Raw genomic sequence first — 21014 nt, 5'->3', positions numbered from 1 at the left:
TGAAGGGTGGGCGGGAGGCCCTGCCGGGCCGGTCGGGCCCCACACCGGGTCAGCCGACGCCGTGACACGGGACAGTGGGATGACAGAGTGCGCGTGCAGTGGTCTGTGTTCGTGTGGCAGTGTGGCAGTGTCTGGCTCGTCGGCATGTAGGATGCTCTGGCGCCACCCCATAAACTTGTCGAGAAGAATATATTTTGGGCCATAGACGACGGGGGACGGGTACCCGCGTCAACGTTTCACACTGTACTCGCTCGTCCGGCGTCTCTGGCCCTCTCTGGTGGCCTCCGTCCAGCCGGCGACACTGCTACGTACCGGCTGGTGGCTGCCGACCCTGCGGGACCACAGCCGTCGCTCTGTACTGTCACGAACGCGGCGCTACCGCGTCGGTGGACGCCCGAAAAAACGTGTGTGGTTGTACGACTCGTCGCTTATTCGAAGTGCTCGGTGCACTTCGCGTACTCGTCGGCGACCTTGTCCCAGTTCACGACGTCGAAGAAGCCCTCGATGAAGGAACCGCGGTCCGGGCCGTAGTCGTAGTAGTAGGAGTGCTCCCAGACGTCGCAGGCGAGGATGGGGTGTGCGCCCCAGAGCGCGCCCTGGTCGTGCTTGTCGACCTTGACGTTGCGGAGCTGCTTGGCGACCGGGTCGTAGACGAGCAGCGCCCAGCCACCGGCGGCCGAGGCGGCTGCCTCGAACTCGCCCTTCCAGCCCTCGTAGGAGCCGAAGTCGGCCTCGATGCGGTCGCGGAGGTCGCCCTCCGGCTCACCGCCGCCGTTCGGGGACATGTTCTCCCAGAACAGCGTGTGGAGGTAGTGGCCACAGCCGTTGTGCGTGACGTTGCCGAGCGCACCGGCCGTGGAACCGTAGTCGCCGGACTCGCGGTTCTCGGCGAGTGTCTCTTCGGCCGCGTTCAGTCCGTTCACGTAGCCCTGGTGGTGCGTGTCGTGATGCCACGTGAGGACCTGCTCGGAGATCGCGGGCTCGAGCGCGTCGTAGTCGTACGGAAGCGGCGGAAGTTCGGCGTTGGATTTCTCTGCCATTTGTATCACCCAGTGGGATACTTCGCGCGACTGCTGTTTAAAAGTATGGAAGCCGGGTGCTAGCTGTCGACATCGGCCGGGTGCTCGTCCCGCGGGACCGACTCGACGACGGGGACGTGGACGGTGACCGCGTTCCCCGTCTCGCGGTGGGATTCGAAGTCGAGGCTGCCGCCCATCGCGCGGGTCCCCCACACGACCAGCCAGAGGTCGAGGCCGCTCGCGTGGTCCAGCGGGGTCTCGGTCCCGGTCTCCAGGACGGCCCGCTCGGCCGCGGAGATGGGTGGGCCGTCGTCGGCGACGGTGATGGAGACGTGGTCCTCGCTGTCGGCGTGGACGAAGACCTGCACCTGCGGGTTCGCCGGCGCGCCGGTCGAGGCCGCCGCGGTCAGGAGGTGTTGCAGCACCGGTTTGATGGGCCGGCGACAGTAGATGGCCGAGGAGGGGTTCCACTGCAGCGTGAAGACGGCTCCCGGGTACGAGGACCCGGCGCGGTCGAGCAACTGGTCGAGCACCGGCCGCAGGTCGACCGTCGGCGCGTTCTCGGGCGAGTCGAGCATGTCCTCTATCTCGCGGGCGGTGTCGCCGAGGGAGGCGACCTCCCGGGCGGACTCGTGGATGGTCCGTGCGAGGCTGATGTCGGTCTCGTCGTCGAGGCGGCCCTCCAGTTCCTCCGCGCAGCCGGAGACGACCTGCATCTCGTTGCGGAGGTTGTGCCGGAGGACGCGGTTGAGGACGTTCAGGCGCTGCTCGTCGTGCTCGCGCTTGGTCACGTCGCGCATCGTCACCACCTGGCCGAGCCGACGGTCGTGGGTGTCCTCGATGGCCGAGACGCGCACGTCGAAGTGCCGGACGCGGCCCTCGGGTGAGACGGTGACAGTCTCGCCGTCGCCCGTGCCCGCGGGGAAGCCGGGGACGGTGTCGGTCGCGTCGCGGCCCAGCGCCGTCTCGATGGAGAACCCGACGACGGACTCCGCGGCGGGGTTCATGTCGACGATGCGGTCGCGGTTGTCCACGACGACGACGGGGTCGTACATCCCGTCGACGACGAAGTCGCGGGCGATGCGGTCGGGGACCGGGACCGCCTCGAAGAGTTCGAGCTGTTGCAGGGCGAGGTAGCTGGCGATGCCGGTGACGAGGAACGCGACGGGCGTCGGGTCCACGTTGACCGGGAGTCTGACGTCGAAGACGTAGACGAGGTTGCTGACCCACGGCGCGACGATGGCGACCAGCAGCGCGAGCGACTGCTGTCGGTGCGTCGGGCTCCGCCCCACGAGCAGGGCGACGAACACCGCCGACCCGACGAGCGTGAGCAGGTAGGAGTAGCCGATACCGAGGTAGAAGACCGGCCCGAACACGTGCTCGACGGCGTAGAGGTCGCCGGCCGGGACGAGGTCGACGGACTGGTAGAGCAGGTCGTGATGCTCGAAGGTGAAGACGAAGCCGGCGACGATCGTCGGCACGACGAGGAGCGAGGCGGCCGTCCGCCGGCTCACCCACTGGTCACGGCCGGTGTACTCCAGTGCGAACAGGACCCAGAAGACGGGGATGGTGAGGCTCCCGAGCCACTGGAGTTTCATGAACGGTCGCCGGGCCGCCAGTGGCGCGACCGGGAGTTCGACCGCGTAGAAGGCGGCCCACCAGGCGACGCCGGCCAGGAGCAACGTCAACCAGGTCGCGCCGGGCTTCGGGCGTTGCTTGTGAGCACAGAACGCAGCGAAGGCGGCGAGTACTGCTGTCACGAGGAGCAGACTCATAGTTGAGAGGACATACGCCATCTTGCGACCTGTGCGTGTGAGAGTGGTTTCCGTCCCATCGAACTTAACTCGACTGGTGATATCGAGTGCTGAGTTCCGGTCACAGGACCAACAGGACCCCGGCGAGCATGATGGGGTACTCGAGGTCGCGCCACGCACTCAGCCGCGAGAGGTCCACGTCGCGGCCGACGAGCGCGGTCACCAGGAGGGAGTAGGCGACCGCGGGGAGGAGGGCGAGCACCGCACTCTCGCCGAGCGTGCCGGCCACGCCGGCGCCAACCAGCAGCACAATCGTGAGCCCGTCGAGGCCGTAGAGGACGGTCTGGGCGCGGTCGACGCCGAGACGCGTCGGGAGCGTGCTGACGCCCTCCTGGCGGTCACCGACCACGTCACGGGCGTTGAGCACCTCGCCGGCGACGACCGTCTGGAGGAAGAAGAACGCACAGATGGTGAGCGCCGAGGCACCGATACCCTGGCCCGCGTAGGCGACCGGGATGAAGGTGATGTAGACGGCCCAGGCGGCCGCGACCAGCGTCGTGTTCAGCAGGAAGACGTCCTTGACCCGGGTGCCACCGTCGTAGGGGACCCACTCGGTGCTGTAGAGGACCGCCGCGGCGGCGGGCACCAGCGTCAGGCCGACCGCCATCGGCCCCTCCAGCGCCGCGAGCACGAGGGCGAGGCCGTAGCCGCCGACCGTCGCGAGCGCGAGCACGGGCCGGTACCGGGAGACGAACGCGGCCCGGTCCGGGCAGTTGACGGCGTCCTCGGCGTCGACGAGCTTGTTCGACCCGTAGACGCCGAAGGTGACGAGGAAGGCGAGCGCGACGGCCGGCGAGAGCGACACCGACAGGAGCGCGCTGACGACGACGACCTTCGTCGCCGCCACCGCCCCGTCGAGCAGCGAGGTGTGGACCGCGGCGGCGACGACCGACCGGACCCCCTCGGTGGGGTCGGGGAGCCGGTGGACGAGCGACTGGGTGGTGAACCGGTCGTTGGATTGACTCATCTATAGCCATGAGCTATTCCCAAAGGTAATAAATTTCGGGGTACACGAAGGTTCGGCCTCCGATACGGTTCTGGGCGGTCAGCGTAGCTGTCGAAGGCGGTGACGACTAGCCGGGAGAATCACACGAGAAAAGCAGTCGTTTCGGCTACAGACCAGGACAGCAGCAGCCGGTCACTGCTGGTCGTCCACGAGGGGGAGCCGGAGGTCGACGCGCGAGGACCCCTCGGGGACCGCGACGGCGCCGCCGAGGTGGTCGACGCCCCAGTGGACCAGCCACAGCGAGAGCGTCGACGCGTCGGAGTCGTCGGTCTCGGTCGGGACGACACCGTCACACAGGACGGCGAGGTCCGAGTCGGGGCGGGCCGGGCCGCTGTCGGCCACGCTGACGGTCACCTCGCCGGCCCCCTCGTCGACCCGGACGTCCACGGCGACCTGCGGGTCAGAGCCGGTTGCGCGGCTCGCGGCGTCGTTCACCAGCGCCCGGAACACGGGCTCGAACAGGGCGCCGCAGTAGGCCCACTCGCCGAGGGGGGCGTCGAGGGTCACGTCGACGCCGGGGTGGCGCTCGCGGACCCGGTCCAGTTCCTCGCCGACGATGGGGACGATGTCGGCCGGCGGGTCCGACACCGAGTCCCCGAGCAGGGGTTCGAACTCCTCGGCGACCGTGCCGACCTCGAGCGCGTCCTGTGCGTGCTCCTGGAGGTCCGCCACTACCTCGTCGTCCTCGCGCATCTCCCCGGCGTGGCTGTACACCGCGTCCATCTCCTCGCGCAGGGTCCGGCGCAGCACCCGGGTCAGCGTCTCGGTGCGGCGCTCGCGCCGACGCCGGTCGGTCACGTCGTGGAAGTTCACGACCCAGCCCGTCACCGCGCCGCGCCTGTCGCGCAACGCGCTGGCTGTCGTGTCGTAGTACCGCGGGTCGCCGTCGAGCTGGCGCTCGACCGTCGGGACCTCGCCGGCCGTCCCCCCGTCGGCCAGTGCGTCGAGGTCGAGTTCACCGGGGAGGACGGTCTCGGCGTCGTGGCCGACGACGCCCGGCCCGAGCAGCGTCTCCGCCGCCGGGTTGGCGTCGACGACCGTCCGGTTCCCGTCGAGGACGACGACCGCGTCGTCGAGGCGCTCGATGACCCGGTCGGGCGCGACCTGCGAGGCCACCGGGTCCGATTCGAGGAAGCCGAACCGGCCGACGGCGGCCATCCCGATGGCGGCCGAGCCGATGAACGCGAACGGGGTCAGGTTCACCCGCGGCACCGGGCCGGGATGGGTGTGATACAGCACCTGCATGACGAACGGGATGGTCACGGCGAGCACGAGCGCGGCCGCCTGTCGCCGGTACCGCGAACTGCTGTCGAGCGCGAGCATGAGCAGCATCGTCGCGCCGACCCCGAGCAGCAGGTACGAGTACACGGTGAACAGCCAGAAGCCGAGGGCGAACGAGCCCTCGAACTGGGCGACCCCGGCGACCGTCTCGACCCAGCGGTCGTGCCACATCAGGCCGAACTCGGGGTTCGTCCAGACGCCGAGGACCGCCAGCGCGGGGACGACCGAGACCGCGGCGATCGACCCCCGCGTGACGTACTCGTCGCGGCCGGTGTACTCCAGCGCGAAGAGGAGCCAGGCGGGCGGGACGACCGCGAGCCCGGGGTACTGGAGCCTGACCAGCAGGTAGTGCATCTGTTCGTTCGTCGTCCACATCCCGGCCGCGGCCGTCGCCACCCACCAGGTGACACCCACGAGCAAGGCGAGGAACGGTCGCGCCCCCGGTCGGTCGCGGTAGCGCCACGCGAGGACGGTGAAGGCGGCCGAGAGGACGACGCTACACAGCGCCACGTACTGCATGAGCGTACCCGGTGTCATGGTTCCGCCACGGCTGTCCGTACCGGCGTCGGCGGTTCCCAGCCGTCGACACCGACTGCATTGTTTCCCACCATCGATGCCCTCAATTTGTCTGCTTCCTAACTTAACTCTACTCGCCGTGGGTCACTCCTCCCCACGGGCAGATTTGAACATCGAGAGCGCCTGTTCCCGGCGGTCACCGTGGTCGACGATGGGGGCCGGATACTCGGGTGCGCCCTGGTCGCGCATCATCTGGGAGGCCTCGTGCCAGCCGTGGATGAGCGACGGGTCGGCGTCGCGCAACTCGGGAACGTACGCCTTGATGTACTCGGCGTCGGGGTCGTAGCGCTCGCCCTGGGTCATCGGGTTGAAGATGCGGAAGTACGGCTGGGCGTCGGTCCCGGTCGAGGCGGCCCACTGCCAGCCACCGTTGTCGTTGGCGGTGTCGTGGTCGACCAGTTTCTGTCTGTACCAGTCGTACCCCTCCCGCCAGTCGACGAGCAGGTCCTTCGTGAGGAAGGACGCGACGATCATCCGGACGCGGTTGTGGACGTAGCCCTCCTCGCGGAGCTGGCGCATGCCGGCGTCGACGATGGGGTAGCCGGTCTCGCCGTCCTTCCACGCCTGCAGCTCCTCGGGGTCGTTCCGCCACGCGATGTCGTACTCGTAGTCCCTGTAGTTCTGCGAGACCACCTCGGGGTTGAAGTAGAGCACGTGGTGGTAGAACTCCCGCCATGCCAGCTGGGACTGGAACTCCCGGACGGACTCGAGGGCGTCCTCGTCGTCGGCGAGGTCGGCGGCGGCCTCGGTCTCCTCGTACACCTCGCGGACGCCGATGGTCCCCCACTTCAGGTCCGCGGAGAGCCGGGAGGTGCACTGGTCGGCTGGGTAGTCCCGGCGCTCGTCGTACTCGTAGATGTCCCCCTCGCAGAACGCGGTGAGGCGCTCGCGGGCCGCGTCGGTCCCTGCGGACTGGATGGTCGCCTCGGGGTCGTCGAACCCGAGGTCGGCCAGCGTCGGTAACTCGTCGCCGGTCACGTCGGCGAGTGCGGCCTCGGCCGGGGCGTCGTAGGGGTCCGCTTTCGGCCGGTCGCGCCACTTCTTCCAGAAGTAGGTGTAGACGGAGTAGGGGTCGCCGTCGTTGGTCGTGATGGACCCCGGTTCGTGGTGGAGCGCGTCCTCGAAGGACTCGCGGGCCACGTCGGCGTCGTTCAGCGCCTGCCGGACCGCGGCGTCTCGCTCCCGGGCGAGCCCGGAGTAGCCCCTGTTCCAGACGACGCGCTCGGCGTCGAGTTCGTCGGCCAGCGCCGGGAGCACCTCGCGAGGGTCGCCGTGACGGACCAGCAGGTCGCTGCCGTGGTCGCGGTACCACTCCCGCAGTTGCGCGAGCGCATCGAGCATGAAGGCGACCCGGGGCGGTGACCCGTGTGTCAGCACGGCGTCGTCGAAGACGAACACGGGACAGACCGGGCCGAGGTCGTCGGCACTCGTCGTGGCGGCCGCCAGTGCCCGGTTGTCGCTGGCGCGCAGGTCGTCGCGATGCCAGTGGAGTTGCATACGCGAACCCACGCAGGTCAGTCATAAGTAGCGCGTGCCAACGGTCAAGCCGCCGGCCCGCGTAGGTGGAACCATGTCCGTGGGCTACAGTCACATCCTCGTCCCGGTCGACGGCAGCGACGCGTCCGAGGCGGCGGCCGAACACGCCATCGACCTCGCGACCCGGTACGACGCCGGCGTGACGGTGATGCACGTCGTCGACGACGACCTGCTTCCCCTCGACGCCCGGAGCCAGCAACTGGTCGAGCGTCTCGAGGCGGAGGCCGCAGACATCGTCACCGAGGTGGTCGAGTGGGCCACCGAGGCGGGCGTCATGCCCATCGAACGACGCATCGTCCGCGGTTCGCCCGCCGATGAGATCCTCACCGCCATCGACGAGAAGGACGTCGACCTCGTCGTGCTGGGCAGTCACGGCCGCAGTGGCATCGACAAGTTCATCATGGGCAGCGTCTCCGAGCGCGTGGTCCGGCAGTCGCCGGTACCCGTCCTCACGGTCCGGTCCTGACGCGACCGACCAGTCTCAGAACGTTACCTCGAAGCGGGCGCCACCCTCGTCGCTCGCCCCCGCCTCGACCGCCCAGCCGTGGGCCTCGACGATGTCCCGGACGATGGCCAGCCCGAACCCGGTTCCGCAGCGACTGGTGGTGAACCCGGGTTCGAAGAGGTCGGCGGTAGCCACGTCGCCGAGCCCAGAGCCCGTGTCCTCGACGAAGAAGCCGGTCGGTTCGGTGCCGGTGTCGGCGCCGCCGTCGCCGACCGGAGCTGGCGTCTCGGCGGTTGCCCGGTCGGTCGTCAGCGAGCCCACCCTGACCGTCAGGTCGCGGTCGTCGCCACCGTGTTCGATACAGTTCCGGAACAGGTTCTCGAACGCCTGCTGGAGGCGGTCGGGGTCGGCCTCGACCACGGTGTCGGTGAGCAGGTCGAGGCCGGCGGCCTTCGAGTCGACGTTCGCCCAGGCACGGGTCGCGACCCGGTCGAGCCGGACGCGCTCGCACTCGCCGATCTGTCGCCCGTTCCGGGCCAGCGTCAGGACGTCCTCGATGATGGCGGCCATCCGGTCGTGGGCGGTCGCCACGTCCGACAGGTTCTCGTGGTCGACGTCCTCCCTGACGACCTCGAGGTAGCCCTGTGCGACCGACAGCGGGCTCTTGAGGTCGTGGCTGACCAGTCGCGCGAACTCGTCGAGGCGCTCCTTCTGGCGTTCGAGTTCCGCCTCGCGCTGTTTCACCTCGGTGATGTCGGTCGAGATGCCACAGACGCCGGTCGGCTCGTCGCCGGCGCCGTAGAGCGGGACCTTGACCGAGTAGTAGACGGACTCGCCCTCGGCGAAGGCGGCCTGCTCCTCGGCCTCGACCGGCCCGCCCCGCTCCATCGCCGTCAGGTCGTTCTCCCGGATGGCCTCGGCGTGTTCGGTGGCCTGTAACTCGAAGTCGGTCTTCCCGACGATGTCCTCCTTGGGGAGGCCGAGCCGGTCGGCGAACGTCTCGTTGACGAGCTGGTAGCGGCCCTCGCGGTCCTTCGTGTAGATGTGGGCGGTGGTGTTGCGCAGGATGGCCTGCAACCGCTCGTTGGTCCGGCGCAGGTCGCGTTCGAACGCGAGCCGGTCGAGGGCGTGGGAGACGTGGGTCACGAGCAACTCGGCGAGGTCGCGCTCGACCGCCGAGAAGGCGTCCGGCTCCCGCGCGATGGCCTGGAACACGCCGTAGTCCGGGATGGGGATGCTGAGCGCCGAGCGGAACCGCGACCTGTCGGGCGACGCGACCGCGTTCTCGTCGACGTCCGGGACGTGGAAGCTCCGGTCCTCGCGGTAGGTCTTCCCCAGGATACCGTCGTCGACGGTCGGCGTCTCCTCGGGGACGTAGCTCCGGTCGGTCACCGGCTCGAACCGGCCGTCGTCGTCGACCCGGTAGACGCCACAGACGTCGAACTCGAGGATGCGTTCGGCGGCGAGGAGCGCGCGGTCGACGACCGCGTCGACGTCGCCCGCCGCGGCGATGTCGATGGCGCACTCGTGGAGGCGCGCGAGTTGCCGGCGGGACTGGTGGAGTTCGGTCTCGGCCCGGTGCGTCGAGACGGCCGCGTCGATGCGGTCGGCGAGGTGGGCCAGGCTCGCTCCGTCGGTCCGCTGGACGTAGTCGGTCACCCCGGCCGAGATGGCGTCGCTGGCGACGGACTCCGAGCCGTCGGCGGTGAACAGGACGACCGGGAGGTCCGGCGAATCCTCGCGGACCGCACGCAGCAGGTCGAGGCCGGTCTCCGTCGCGAGGTCGTACTCGCTGACCACGCAGTCGACGTGGTATCGGTCCAGCAGGTCGAGTGCATCGGCGACGGACGTCGCTGTCAGGCAGTCGAAACTGGCGCGCTCGCCCGCCAGCCGGCGGGCCGTCGTTCGACAGTCCTCGCGGTCGCCGTCGACGTAGAGGACGAGTGCGCCAGGCATGTGTGTCAGGCAAACCCGCGCAGGCCACTGTCATGATTCTTGCGTTTCACAAACGAGTGGCACGACCCCGTGATACGGCGGCTACACCGACTCGAGGAACCGGTCGGGCAGCGCCTCGATCTCGCCGGCCTGCACCCGCCAGAGGGTCGCGTACAGGCCGTCCACGGTGAGCAACTCGTCGTGGGTCCCGCGCTCGACGACGGCCCCGTCTTCGAGGACGAGAATCGTGTCGGCATCCTTCACCGTCGAGAGTCGATGGGCGATGACGAAGGTGGTCCGGTCCGCGCTGACGGCGTCCATGCTGCGCTGGATGAGGACCTCGGTCTCGGTGTCGACGCTGGAGGTCGCCTCGTCCAGCACGAGGACCGCCGGGTCCTGCAGGACGACGCGGGCGATGGCGAGGCGCTGGCGTTGCCCCCCGGAGAGCTTCACCCCGCGCTCGCCGACACGGGTGTCGTAGCCCTCGGGCAGGTCCGCGATGAACTCGTGGGCCTCGGCGGCTCTCGCGGCGTCGCGGACCGCCTCGTCGCTCGCGTCGAACTGCCCGTACCGGATGTTCTCGGCGATGGTCCCGTCGAACAGGAACGGGTCCTGCGAGACGTAGCCGATGGCCGAGCGCAGGGACGGAATGGTCACGTCTCGCACGTCCGTCCCGTCGATGCGGATGGCTCCCTCGTCCACGTCGTAGAGGCGCATGAGCAACTTCATCACGGTCGACTTGCCGGCCCCGGTCGGGCCGACGAGCCCGACCGTCTCGCCCGGCGCCACCTCGAAGTCCACGTCGCGCAGGACCGGCTCCTCGTCGTAGCCGAAGGTCACGTCGTCGTACTCGACGCGCCCGTCGACGCCCGATAGCGAGTCGGCGTCGTCGGCCTCGACGACGTGGGGCGGCACGTCCATCAGGCCGAAGACGCGCTCGCCGGAGGCCTTCGCGTTCTCGTACCAGTCGACGATGTTCGAGGCCTGCGAGAGCGGCTCGACGAAGCGCTGGGTCAGGAAGACGAAGGTGACGAACTCCCCGACGCTGAGCTCGCCCGAGAGCCCGAGCGGCGGGCCCTGGAACAGCCAGAGGCCGCCGACGATGAACGTCGCGGCGAACGAGAGCCCCGCCAGGAGCTCCATCCCGGGCCGGTAGAAGTAGCTCAGGGTGAGCACGGCCATGTTGGACTCGTAGAGGTCGTTCGAGGCCTCGCGCACCCGCCCGGTCTCGTAGTCCTCCGTCCCGGTCGTCTTGACCAGTTCGACGCCCGAGAGCGCGTTCTCCAGCCGGGTGTTCAGGCTCCCCACGTCGCTGCGGACCTGCTTGTACAGCGGTTCGACCTGCCGCATGAACCACCACGTGAACAGCCCCATCGCGGGCACGAGCACGAGCGTCACGGCCGCCAGCTGGCGATTGAGGTGGATGAGGATGCCAGCGATGCCGAGGATCATCACGACGATTCGCAGCCCCTCGCTGAGGGCGTCGTCGAGGAACGTCTCCAGGTTCGAGGCGTCGTTGTTCAGCACCGACATCACCTCCCCGGTCTGCTTGTCGTCGAAGAACGCCATGTCCAGCGCCTGCATCGCGGCGAAGGTGTCGGTCCGGACCGCGTGCATCACGCCGTGGGCGAACCGGTTCATCGTCACCCCCCAGAGGAACGTCCCGGCGGCGGTGAGGAGGAACCCCCCGAGGATGAGCCCGACCGAGAGCCAGAACTGCTCGACCTGCCCGGTCGGGAACCACGTCTCCGGCACCAGCGGCAGCCCGTAGGTCCCGTCGCCGATGAAGATGGCGTCGATGGCCGTCCCGAGCACCAGTGGCGGCAGCAGGCTCGCGCCACGACCGACGAGGTTCGCCAGGTTGCCCGCGACGAACCAGCGCAGTCGGGGCAGGCCGTACTCCCGGAACAGGCGGAGCAACGGGCGGTCGACGTCGGCGCGGTACTGGTCGAACGGCGTGTCCTCGGTCGAAGCCATCGAGTTATCACTGGCGTGGGGGACCGAGCCTATCTACCCATCGATGCACGGCGAAGAAGCAGGACCTCCTCGTGCCGGCGACGCGAACTCAGGCCGCCGAGACCGTGTCGCCCTCCTCGTCGAAGTCCTCGAGCAGGTCGGCGATGCTGTACTCCTCCTCTTCGTCCGGCGAGAGCACCATCTCCTCGAGTTCCTCGTCGAGGTCGTCGACGCTGGCCTGCTCGGTCTCGGCCTTCAGCTCCGCGAAGGTGGCCATCGAGTCCTGCGGGTGGTCGTCGGTCTCGCCCTCGACTGGCCCGGGCTCGTCCTCGGCCGGCTCGTCGGTCGCCACCGTGCTCGACCCGTCACCGGCGTCGTCGGCCGACTCGACCGACGCCGGCTCGAAGCCACCGAACCCGTCGTCGGTGGCTGTCTCGCCCGCCTCCTCGTCCGGATCGACCTCGGCCAGGGCGGCCTCGACCTCGTCGTCTTCCGCTTCGGACTCGGGCTCGACCGGGTCGGCGAACTCGAAGCCACCGGCGTCGTCGTCGCTGGCCAGGTCGCTGGTCTCTGCCGGGACATCGACCGACTCGGCGGGCTCGTCCGATTCGTCGGCACCCTCGGGCTCCGAGACGTGCCCGAAGAGCACTGTCGAGGCCAGCTCGTCGTCTGCCGGTGCAGTGCCCGACTCGTCGGGCGGCCGTGGCTCCGGTCGCGGGTTCCCGGTCGACACCCCGCTCTCGACCGCGCCCGTCAGCTCCGTCACCAGCAACCCGGCGACGCGGTGGTCGTCGCCGAGCGCGGTGACGATACGTTCGGCCTGCCAGTTCGTCCCGATGACCACGTCGAGGACCCGCCAGGCACCGTCGTCGCGGTCGTCCGCGTCGGCGTACAGCACGGACAGGGCGTTCGTCAGGTCCTCCAGCAGGGAGACCTCGCGGTCGCCGCGGCCGGCGGTCTCGACGGACAGCCGGAGGTGGTAGTACCGGTCGTGGGCGGTCACGTCGGTCGCGTTCGTGACGGCCGCGACGACCTCGTCGACGGCCGCCCGGCTCGGGGCGGTGAGGTCTGCGCCGGCATCTGGGAGGTCGCTCCAGCGCGGGAGCCCGCCTTCGCCCCGGAGTGCTTCGTCGGGGACCGTCGCCTCGACGGCGGTCTTGAGGGCGGTGTCTCCTGCGTCCGGTCTCGCGACGAACGACTCGTCGAGGACGCGCGGCTCGGTGTCGTCTGCGACCGCCCGGATGGCCTCGACGCTCGGCGACGTGAGCAACGAGCGCGCCCGGTCCGGCGAATCCAGCCAGACGCCGAAGACGGTCTGGACGTGCTCGCCGGGCGCCAGTCGGCCGCGCCAGACGAGTTCACCCCCGTCGTAGCAGGACCAGCCCTCGGCGCCGAAGCCCGGATGGAACCCGAGCCGGTCGACGTCGACGTCGGCCGGTAGCTGTTCGACCAGTGTCACCTCGACCGGTCGGTCCCTGTCAGAGACGATATCGAACGAGACCGCCGGGAGCGGCATCGACTGCACGTCGAGGCGCTTCTCGACGATGACGCCGTCTCTCGCGACGGTCATACCGTGCTGTCTGGACCCCCGTCCCCTGTGTGTCATGCGCTCCCCCGTAGTTGTAATCTATCTAAAATTTCGGCGCATATATCACTACTGGCCGCTTGACAGTCCACGGTCGCGAGTGTGGTCGGCCCACAACTTCCGGCCCGGCGTGTGGGGTTCGTTCACTTTTAACTCGCTCCCCGTACACTCTCCGAGAGTATGCAAGTTCACAGCACGGAGGGCGGACGATGACGACCGAACAGTTCCACGTCGACGGCGACGTCGCCATCGTCACCGGCTCGTCCAGCGGTATCGGGAAGGTTATCGCGGAGCGGTTCGCCGACGACGGCGTCGACGTCGTCGTCTGCTCGCGGGACATGGAGAACGTCGAACCGGTCGCCGAGGGCATCGAAGAGAGCGACCGGCCCGGCGACGCCCACGCGGTCGAGTGCGACGTGACAGACCGCGAGGCGGTCGAGGCGCTGGTCGAGGCGACCGTCGAGGAGTTCGGCGGTATCGACGTGCTGGTGAACAACGCCGGCGCGTCGTTCATGGCGAACTTCGACGACATCTCGCCGAACGGCTGGTCGACCATCGTGGACATCAACCTCACCGGGACGTACCACTGCGTGCAGGCCGCCGCGGAGCACCTGAAGGAGTCGAACGGGACCGTCATCAACCTCTCCAGCGTCGCCGGCCAGCAGGGCGCCCCGTGGATGAGTCACTACGCCGCCGCCAAGGCAGCCGTCGAGAACCTCACGAAGACGCTCGCCTACGAGTGGGCCGACGACGACGTCCGGGTCAACTGCATCGCGCCCGGCTTCGTCGCCACTCCCGGCGTCGCCAGCCAGATGGGCGTCACCGCCGACGAGATCGACCGCGACGAGGTCGAACGCCGCATCGGGCTGAGCGAGGAGATCGCCGACATCGCACAGTTCCTGGCGTCGCCCGCGTCGTCGTACGTCGTCGGGCAGACCATCACCGCGGCTGGCCTGCCCGACATCATGGAGTCCCCGGACGTCTGAGCGAGCCGGGAGTGAACTGGGGCCAGTAGCAAACCGCGTTCAACGACAGACAACTTCCATCCCTCTTTTTGTTGTTGGGGTGGCATCCATTCACAGAGAATGACCGAACGGCACGTCCACCTGCCAGTCGCTGCACAGGAGAGCGTCCAGGACTTCGTCGACCAGGCCGTAAAGGCCGAGGAACTGGGCTACGACTTCGTCTGGCTCCCCGAGACGTGGGGCCGCGACGCGGTCACCATCATGACGAGCATCGCCCACGCGACCGAGGAGATCGGCATCGGCTCCTCCATCATGAACGTCTACTCGCGGTCCCCGGCGCTGCTCGCGCAGACGGCCGCGACGCTCCAGGAGGTCTCCGACGGGCGCTTCCGCCTCGGCATCGGGCCCTCCGGCCCGGCCGTCATCGGCGGCTGGCACGGCGAGGACTTCGGGAACCCGCTGCGACGCACCCGCGAGTACGTCGACATCATCAAGATGGTGCTGGCGGGCGAGGAACTCGACTACAACGGCGAGTACTTCAACGTCTCCGGGTTCCGCCTGCGCTGTGACCCGCCCGAGCCCGCGCCGGACGTGGACGTGGCCGGCATGGGCCCGAAGGCGGTCGAACTGGCGGGCCGGTTCGCCGACGGCTGGCACGCCATCCTCTTCACGCCGGAGACGATGCGCGACCGGCTGGAGGACTTCGAGCGCGGCGGCGAGATGGGCGACCGCGACCGGAGCGAGCAGCAGTGCACGCTGTCGCTGACGTGCTGTGCGCTCGAGGACGGCGAGGAGGCCCGGGAGCTGACCCGGCAGCACTCCGCGTTCTACGTCGGCGCGATGGGCACGTACTACCGCGACTCGCTGGCGCGGCAGGGCTACGAGGACGAGGCCCACGCCATCGCCGCGAACTGGATGAACGGCGACCGCGAGGAGGCACTGGAGATCTTCACCGACGAGATGCTGGACGACTTCACGGCGGCCGGGACGCCCGAGCGCGCCCGCGACGAACTCCAGAAGTTCGCGGACATCGAGGGGGTCGACGCCGTCAGCGTCGGCTTCCCGCGTGCGGCGACCCAGGAGCAGATCCACGCGACGCTCGAGGCGCTCGCACCCGGCGCGGAATAGCGGTACTGCGGCACCTTCTCTGGCGAACAGGCGACACGGAGTCAGGGCACGAGACGGCCGTGTCGCACACCCGCGACGCGTCCCGTGATGGTTCTCAGCGCACGCCGGGGCTGGCCGCGGCTTCCTCCTTGAACGCTCGGTGGTGGCGCACACCTTGCCGATATCTATGACAGCGTTCGCGCCGCGAGGAGGCGACGGCCTCGGGTGACACCGTTATCGAGGCCACGAGACGCCCGAAATCGACTGGTTCGCCGCTTCCGTCCTCCGTGTCCCTGACGACGAAACGAGGTCAGTGTTGTGGGTGTCGGTAGGTTAAGGCGGTCCCTGAAAGGAGTATGCTGCATGGCAGACGACGAATCTCACGGCTTCGCAACGAACAGCGTCCACGCCGGCCAGGAACCCGACCCGACGACCGGCTCGCGCGCCCCGCCGCTGTACCAGACGACCTCCTACGTCTTCGACGACGCCGAGCACGCCGCCAGCCTGTTCGCGCTGGAGGAGGCGGGCAACATCTACAGCCGCATCATGAACCCGACCAACGCGGTGCTCGAACAGCGCCTCGCCGCGCTGGAGAACGGCGTGGCGGCCGTCGCCACCTCCTCCGGGATGGCCGCGCTCGACCTCGCGACGTTCGTGCTCGCGGGCGAGGGCGACAACATCGTCACCGCGTCGTCGCTCTACGGCGGCACCTACACCTACTTCACGCACACCGCGCCGCGCCGCGGGGTCGAGGCCCGCTTCGTCGAGACACTGGACTACGACGCCTACGCCGAGGCCATCGACGAGGACACCGCCTACGTCCACCTCGAGACCATCGGGAACCCGGCGCTCGTGACGCCGGACATCCAGCGCATCGCCGACATCGCCCATGAGCACGGCGCGCCCCTGTTCGTCGACAACACGTTCGCGACGCCGTACCTCTGCAACCCGCTCGACCATGGCGCCGACCTCGTCTGGCACTCCACCACGAAGTGGATCCACGGGTCTGGCACCTCCATCGGCGGGGTCCTCATCGACGGCGGTTCGTTCGACTGGACCGCCGAGGACTACCCCGAGGTCGCCGGCGACAACCCGGCGTACCACGGCGTCAACTTCCAGGAGCGCTTCGGCGACATGGCCTTCGCGATGGCCGCCCGCGCCCGGGGCCTGCGCGACCTCGGCGACCAGCAGTCTCCCTTCGACGCCTGGGTCACCCTCCAGAAGCTCGAGACGCTGCCCCTGCGCGTCGAGCGCCACTCCGAGAACGCCCTCGAGGTCGCCCGGTTCCTCGAGGACCACGAGAAGGTCGAGTGGGTCACCTACCCCGGCCTCGAGAGCCACGAGACCCACGAGACGGCCAGCGAGTACCTCGACGGCGGCTACGGCGGCATGATCACCTTCGGGCTCGAGGGCGGCTACGAGGCCGGCCGCGCCGTCACCGAGGAGACCGAACTCCTGAGCCTGCTCGCCAACGTCGGCGACGCCAAGTCGCTCATCATCCACCCCGGCAGCACCACCCACCAGCAGCTCACCGAGGAGGAGCAGATGGCGAGCGGTGTCACCCCGGACCTCGTCCGGCTCTCGGTCGGTATCGAGGAGGTCGACGACATCATCGCCGACCTCGACCAGGCCATCGAGCGGGCGCACTGAGACGGGTACGACAGTCTGCGACGCTTCTTCTCTTTCTGTCTGGCGCGCGCAGCCGCCGGTCCCGAGCGATAGCGAGGGCCAGCGGCAGCAGCGCGCGAGGGATGAGAAGCGCAGCGAAACGCAGTGGAGCGAGCATCGGAATCGGCTGGGGAGGGCGTGGTGCGGAGCGGTGCGGTTGCGGTTGCGGTTTCCACTGCCATCGGCGCGAGTTCGATGCTCGGCGGAACCAGTCCCTTCGAGTTCCACCGCTGAACCGACCACGACAGCAGCACTCGAGACCACCGGCAGCCGAATCGTTTTGTGACCACCACCCGACACTCATCTCATGACACAATCTCGCACTGGTGCACAGTTGTTCGTCGACGCCCTCGACGAGTACGGTGTCGAGTACGTCTTCGGCAACCCGGGCACGACCGAACTCCCGGTCGTGAACGCCATCGCCGAGTCCGAGGTCGAGTACGTACTCGGCCTCCACGAGGACGTGGCGGTCGGGGCGGCCGCGGGCTACGCCAGCGTCAGGCGCCAGTACGCCGACGAGGACGAGGGGCTCCCGGCGGGTGTCGTCAACCTGCACGTCGCGCCGGGGATGGCCCACGGGCTCGGGAACCTCTACGGTGCCTACATGGCCGGTGCGCCGCTGGTCGTGACGGCGGGGAACCACGAGCGCCACTTCCGCCACGAGGAGCCCATCCTCTCGGGCGACCTCGTCGAACTGACCGAGCAGTACACCAAGTGGTCCGACGAGGTGCTGTCCGTGGAGGCGCTGCCGACGATGCTCCGCCGGGCCTTCCGGGTTGCGTGCACGCCGCCGACCGGCCCGGTCTTCCTGGCGCTCCCGCTGGACGTGATGACCGACGAGACCGAACAGGAGCCCGAACCGATGGGTGGGACCATCCCGAACCCGGGGCGGGGCGACCCGGCGGCGCTCGACGACGCGGCCGACGCGCTGGCCGAGGCCGAGAACCCGGTGCTCGTCGTGGGTGACCACGTGGGTCGCCACCGCGCCTGGTCCGGCGTCGACCCGGTTGAGGCGGCGGTCGACCTCGCGGAGGCCGCGGGCGCGCGGGTCCACGGCGAGATACTGGGTTACGAGGTGAACTTCCCGACCGACCACGAGCAGTGGGTGAGCCACGTCCCGCCGAACGAGCAACTGGCGCAGACGCTCTTTCACACCGACACGCTCGTCTTCGCGGGCTGTTCGACCAACACGACGCTGTGGGCCCACGAGAACCCGCTCGTGCCCGACGACGCGACCATCGTCGACCTGACCGACCAGCCGTGGCAGGGCGCGAAGAATCACCCCGCGACGGTCGTCACGGGCGACATGGGCCACGTCATGGCCGACCTCGCGGAGCGCGTGGCCGACCGCGTCGACGACGAGACGCGCGAGGAACGGCTGGTGCAGGTCGACGCGATGAAGCAACTCGCCAGCCAGCAGATGAACGAGATGGGCGAGGACGAGACGGCCGAGGACGCGGTCTCGAAGGCCGACCTCGTGGACGCGATGCAGGCGGTCGCGCCGGACGCGTTCGTCATGGACGAGGGCGTGACGGCTCGCTACGCCCTGCTCACGCGCTGGGACTTCCAGCCGGGGCACATCATGGGCAACAAGGGCGGCGGCCTGGGGTACGGCCTGCCGGCGGCGGTTGGCGCAGCACTCGCCGAGCGGGACCGCGGAGGGTCCCGGACGGTGTACGGCTTCGTCGGCGACGGCTCGTACCTCTACTACCCGAACGCGCTCTACACCGCGGCCAGACACGACCTCGACCTGACCGTCGTGGTCCCGGACAACCGGAACTACCGCATCCTGAAGGACAACACGGTGAGCATGTTCGGCGGCGAGGAGGCGGACTACGAGTTCGTCGGGATGGACTTCGACCCGCCCGTGGACATCCCGAAGAACGCCGAGAGCAACGGTGCCTCGGGCCACCTCGTGGACTCGCTGCCCGACCTCGAGGACACGCTCGCCGAGGCAGTCGCGGAGTCCGGGCCATCGGTCGTGGACGTGCTCATCGAGGACTGATTCGACCGGGGCCGTGGGTGCCTGTGCCATCCGAGTCGAAAACGATATTTTCCCTCACGGGACTGGTACGAACATGCCCGACGACCGGCGCGGCGAGGTCGACTTCGACCCGACCCATCAGGACGCGGACCTCTTCGACAAGCTCCCCGCACTCATCGTCTTCGGCACGCTCGCGGCCGTCATCCTCCTCGGGGTGATGGGCTTCGGCAGCATCGCCGGGCTCGTCGCCGCCCTCGGGTTCATCGTCGTCCTCCCGCTGAGCGCCATCCTGAACGACGAACTCCGGTCGCTGTTCGGTGGCAGTCGTGACCGCAACCAGGTGTCGCACTCGTCCCGCGCACCGAGCGAGGCCGACGACGCCCTCGAGGAACTCAAACGACGCTACGCCGCCGGCGAGCTCTCGGAGACGGAGTTCGAGGAACGGACCGAGAAACTGCTCGAGAACGAGCGCCTGGAGGACGTACAGGCCAGAGTCGAGAACGGTCGCGAGCGGGCCCCGGAGGACGAGACGTTCGAGTTCGAGCGCTGAACCGCCCGCCCCCGGGAGACCCTTCTACGCGTCCTCGTCCCTGACCCGCCCCCCGTCGACGGTCTCCGGGAACATCTTCCCGGGATTCAGCGTGTCGGTGGGGTCGAGCGCGCGCTTGACCTTCCGCATGGCCTCGACGGTCGCCTCGCCGTGTTCGCGTTCGAGGTACTCGCGCTTGCCGAGGCCGATGCCGTGCTCGCCGGTGCAGGTGCCGCCGCAGTCGATGGCGTACTCGACGATCTCGCTGTAGACCTCCTCGCCGGCCTCGACCTGTTCGGGGTCGTCCTCGTCCACGAGCACCGAGTAGTGGACGTTCCCGTCGCCGGCGTGGCCGAAGCAGGGGACGAGCACGTCGTGTTCCGCGGCGAGTTCCTTGGCGTAGCGGATGACGTCGGCGTACTTCGAGATGGGCACCGTGATGTCGCCGGGATGGAGCGGCGTCAGGTCGGGGTCGTAGGACTGCATCGCGTACGCCATGTCCTTGCGGGCCTGCCAGAGGTCGGCCATCCCCTCGTCGGCCGCGGCGACCTCGAACCGGGTCGCGCCGTGGTGCTCGAAGATGGACCGGCAGAACTCGACCTCGCGTTCGATGCCGTGGTTGCGGTGGAACTCGAGGAAGACGAGGGGGCTGTCGGGCAGGTCGGTGCCGGAGTAGGCGTTGGCCATCATCGCGCTCTCGGCGTCGACGAGTTCGATCTTCGCCACGTCGACCCCGGACTGGACGGTGTCCTCGACCGCGGCCGCCGCGCCGTCCAGCGTCTCGAAGACGGCCCGGCCGCCGCGGATCTGTTCGGGGCGGCCCGCGAGGCGCAGGGTGGCCTCCGTGATGACCGCGAGGGTGCCCTCGCTCCCGATGAGCAGGTCGCGGAGGTTGTACCCGGCGGAGGTCTTCACCGCCTTCGAGCCGGCGGAGATGACCGAGCCGTCGGCGAGGACGGCCTCGACCTCCAGCACCCAGTCGGCCACCTCGCCGTACTTCACGGTCTGCATCCCGCTGGCGGCGTTGGCGAGCATCCCGCCGATAGTGGAGATGTCGCCCGAGGAGGGCAGCGGCGGGAAGAACAGCCCGGCCTCGCCGGCCCGGTCGTCGATGGCCGACCCCATCACGCCCGCTTGCACGTCTATCTGGAAGTCCTCGGGCCGGAAGTCGGTGATGTCGTTCAGCCGCATCAGGTCCATGCTGATGCCGGCGAAGGCCGGGACCGCGTTGCCCTCCAGGCTCGTCCCGGCGGCGTAGGGCGTGACCGGCACGTCGTGGTCGGTGGCGGCCGCGAGGATGGCCGACACGTCCTCGGTCGATTCGGGGTACACCACGGCGTCGGGCACGACCTCCTTGCCGTCCGGGGTCCCCCAGTCCGAGGCGTGGCTCTCGCGTGTCGCCTCGACGGTCGTGACCTGGTCGTCGGCGAGCGCGAGGTCGTCGAGGAACGCGACGTCATGTGTCATGTGCTCTCGTGGGGCGACCGTCGGATTAAAACTGCCCCCCGCGACGGTGCTCGGCCGCGGTTGCGTCGCCCCAGACAACGCAAAACTCGTGGACGGTTTCGCCGGTTCTCTCGGACCTTTATGTACTGAGTGAGTACTCAG

General features: G+C 69.0%; 15 protein-coding genes. 6 read left to right on the top strand and 9 right to left on the bottom strand.

The window, feature by feature from the left end; genetic code table 11:
• Positions 1 to 428 precede the first annotated feature (428 nt).
• The 5 genes from sod to NOV86_RS04790 form a co-directional block, all read right to left on the bottom strand.
• Positions 429 to 1040, bottom strand: coding sequence for a superoxide dismutase [Mn] (gene sod, locus NOV86_RS04810; RefSeq protein ID WP_267640119.1), 612 nt, complete (start codon positions 1038 to 1040; stop codon positions 429 to 431).
• A 59-nt stretch (positions 1041 to 1099) separates the two neighbouring features.
• Positions 1100 to 2794 (bottom strand): sensor histidine kinase, encoded by a 1695-nt coding sequence (locus tag NOV86_RS04805; RefSeq protein ID WP_267640118.1) that lies wholly within the window; start codon positions 2792 to 2794, stop codon positions 1100 to 1102.
• Between the two features lie 100 nt (positions 2795 to 2894).
• Complete coding sequence (locus NOV86_RS04800) at positions 2895 to 3800, bottom strand: UbiA family prenyltransferase (RefSeq protein ID WP_267640117.1); 906 nt, start codon at positions 3798 to 3800, stop codon at positions 2895 to 2897.
• A gap of 171 nt (positions 3801 to 3971) precedes the next feature.
• On the bottom strand, positions 3972 to 5657 hold the full coding sequence (locus NOV86_RS04795) for a histidine kinase N-terminal 7TM domain-containing protein (RefSeq protein WP_267640116.1): 1686 nt from the start codon (positions 5655 to 5657) through the stop codon (positions 3972 to 3974).
• A 123-nt stretch (positions 5658 to 5780) separates the two neighbouring features.
• Positions 5781 to 7193 carry a cryptochrome/photolyase family protein gene (locus NOV86_RS04790; protein WP_267640115.1) on the bottom strand — a complete coding sequence of 471 codons (1413 nt, stop codon included), beginning with the start codon at positions 7191 to 7193 and terminating at the stop codon, positions 5781 to 5783.
• 73 nt (positions 7194 to 7266) lie between these two features.
• Between NOV86_RS04790 and NOV86_RS04785 the strand changes: the two genes are divergently transcribed.
• Complete coding sequence (locus NOV86_RS04785; RefSeq protein WP_267640114.1) at positions 7267 to 7698, top strand: universal stress protein; 432 nt, start codon at positions 7267 to 7269, stop codon at positions 7696 to 7698.
• A 15-nt stretch (positions 7699 to 7713) separates the two neighbouring features.
• Here NOV86_RS04785 and NOV86_RS04780 read toward each other — a convergent pair whose 3' ends face one another.
• The 3 genes from NOV86_RS04780 to NOV86_RS04770 form a co-directional block, all read right to left on the bottom strand.
• A complete protein-coding gene (locus tag NOV86_RS04780; RefSeq protein WP_267640113.1) occupies positions 7714 to 9633 on the bottom strand; it encodes a hybrid sensor histidine kinase/response regulator in 1920 nt (639 codons plus the stop codon).
• A gap of 81 nt (positions 9634 to 9714) precedes the next feature.
• Positions 9715 to 11589: an ABC transporter ATP-binding protein gene (locus NOV86_RS04775; RefSeq protein ID WP_267640112.1), complete on the bottom strand. Its 1875-nt coding sequence runs from the start codon at positions 11587 to 11589 to the stop codon at positions 9715 to 9717.
• Positions 11590 to 11677: 88 nt separating this feature from the next.
• On the bottom strand, positions 11678 to 13138 hold the full coding sequence (locus NOV86_RS04770) for an ICP22 family protein (protein ID WP_267640111.1): 1461 nt from the start codon (positions 13136 to 13138) through the stop codon (positions 11678 to 11680).
• A gap of 224 nt (positions 13139 to 13362) precedes the next feature.
• Here NOV86_RS04770 and NOV86_RS04765 point away from each other — a divergent pair, with 224 nt between their 5' ends.
• The 5 genes from NOV86_RS04765 to NOV86_RS04745 all read left to right on the top strand — a co-directional run bounded on the left by NOV86_RS04765 (position 13363) and on the right by NOV86_RS04745 (position 19427).
• On the top strand, positions 13363 to 14139 hold the full coding sequence (locus NOV86_RS04765; RefSeq protein ID WP_267640110.1) for an SDR family NAD(P)-dependent oxidoreductase: 777 nt from the start codon (positions 13363 to 13365) through the stop codon (positions 14137 to 14139).
• Positions 14140 to 14238: 99 nt separating this feature from the next.
• Positions 14239 to 15246 carry a TIGR04024 family LLM class F420-dependent oxidoreductase gene (locus NOV86_RS04760; protein ID WP_267640109.1) on the top strand — a complete coding sequence of 336 codons (1008 nt, stop codon included), beginning with the start codon at positions 14239 to 14241 and terminating at the stop codon, positions 15244 to 15246.
• 342 nt (positions 15247 to 15588) lie between these two features.
• Positions 15589 to 16875, top strand: a complete 1287-nt coding sequence (locus tag NOV86_RS04755) for an O-acetylhomoserine aminocarboxypropyltransferase/cysteine synthase family protein (protein WP_267640108.1) — start codon at positions 15589 to 15591, stop codon at positions 16873 to 16875.
• Between the two features lie 325 nt (positions 16876 to 17200).
• Positions 17201 to 18898, top strand: a complete 1698-nt coding sequence (locus tag NOV86_RS04750) for a thiamine pyrophosphate-binding protein (protein WP_267640107.1) — start codon at positions 17201 to 17203, stop codon at positions 18896 to 18898.
• Between the two features lie 73 nt (positions 18899 to 18971).
• Positions 18972 to 19427 (top strand): SHOCT domain-containing protein, encoded by a 456-nt coding sequence (locus NOV86_RS04745; RefSeq protein ID WP_267640106.1) that lies wholly within the window; start codon positions 18972 to 18974, stop codon positions 19425 to 19427.
• Between the two features lie 24 nt (positions 19428 to 19451).
• Here the strand turns inward: NOV86_RS04745 and NOV86_RS04740 are convergent, their stop codons facing one another.
• Positions 19452 to 20873, bottom strand: coding sequence for an FAD-binding oxidoreductase (locus NOV86_RS04740; protein ID WP_267640105.1), 1422 nt, complete (start codon positions 20871 to 20873; stop codon positions 19452 to 19454).
• Between the last annotated feature and the right edge of the window lie 141 nt (positions 20874 to 21014).

It is taken from the genome of Haloarchaeobius amylolyticus, assembly GCF_026616195.1.
GTDB lineage: Archaea > Halobacteriota > Halobacteria > Halobacteriales > Natrialbaceae > Haloarchaeobius > Haloarchaeobius amylolyticus.
The sequence above is the reverse complement of the archived record's forward strand: the minus strand, read 5'-3'. Positions and strand labels throughout refer to the sequence as shown.

Excerpts from the sequence above, each read along its gene's own strand:
- sod (WP_267640119.1), bottom strand. The coding sequence starts at position 1,040 with ATGGCAGAGAAATCCAACGCCGAACTTCCGCCGCTTCCGTACGACTAC.
- NOV86_RS04805 (WP_267640118.1), bottom strand. The coding sequence starts at position 2,794 with ATGAGTCTGCTCCTCGTGACAGCAGTACTCGCCGCCTTCGCTGCGTTC.
- NOV86_RS04800 (WP_267640117.1), bottom strand. The coding sequence starts at position 3,800 with ATGAGTCAATCCAACGACCGGTTCACCACCCAGTCGCTCGTCCACCGG.
- NOV86_RS04795 (WP_267640116.1), bottom strand. The coding sequence starts at position 5,657 with ATGACACCGGGTACGCTCATGCAGTACGTGGCGCTGTGTAGCGTCGTC.
- NOV86_RS04790 (WP_267640115.1), bottom strand. The coding sequence starts at position 7,193 with ATGCAACTCCACTGGCATCGCGACGACCTGCGCGCCAGCGACAACCGG.
- NOV86_RS04785 (WP_267640114.1), top strand. The coding sequence starts at position 7,267 with ATGTCCGTGGGCTACAGTCACATCCTCGTCCCGGTCGACGGCAGCGAC.
- NOV86_RS04780 (WP_267640113.1), bottom strand. The coding sequence starts at position 9,633 with ATGCCTGGCGCACTCGTCCTCTACGTCGACGGCGACCGCGAGGACTGT.
- NOV86_RS04775 (WP_267640112.1), bottom strand. The coding sequence starts at position 11,589 with ATGGCTTCGACCGAGGACACGCCGTTCGACCAGTACCGCGCCGACGTC.
- NOV86_RS04770 (WP_267640111.1), bottom strand. The coding sequence starts at position 13,138 with ATGACCGTCGCGAGAGACGGCGTCATCGTCGAGAAGCGCCTCGACGTG.
- NOV86_RS04765 (WP_267640110.1), top strand. The coding sequence starts at position 13,363 with ATGACGACCGAACAGTTCCACGTCGACGGCGACGTCGCCATCGTCACC.
- NOV86_RS04760 (WP_267640109.1), top strand. The coding sequence starts at position 14,239 with ATGACCGAACGGCACGTCCACCTGCCAGTCGCTGCACAGGAGAGCGTC.
- NOV86_RS04755 (WP_267640108.1), top strand. The coding sequence starts at position 15,589 with ATGGCAGACGACGAATCTCACGGCTTCGCAACGAACAGCGTCCACGCC.
- NOV86_RS04750 (WP_267640107.1), top strand. The coding sequence starts at position 17,201 with ATGACACAATCTCGCACTGGTGCACAGTTGTTCGTCGACGCCCTCGAC.
- NOV86_RS04745 (WP_267640106.1), top strand. The coding sequence starts at position 18,972 with ATGCCCGACGACCGGCGCGGCGAGGTCGACTTCGACCCGACCCATCAG.
- NOV86_RS04740 (WP_267640105.1), bottom strand. The coding sequence starts at position 20,873 with ATGACACATGACGTCGCGTTCCTCGACGACCTCGCGCTCGCCGACGAC.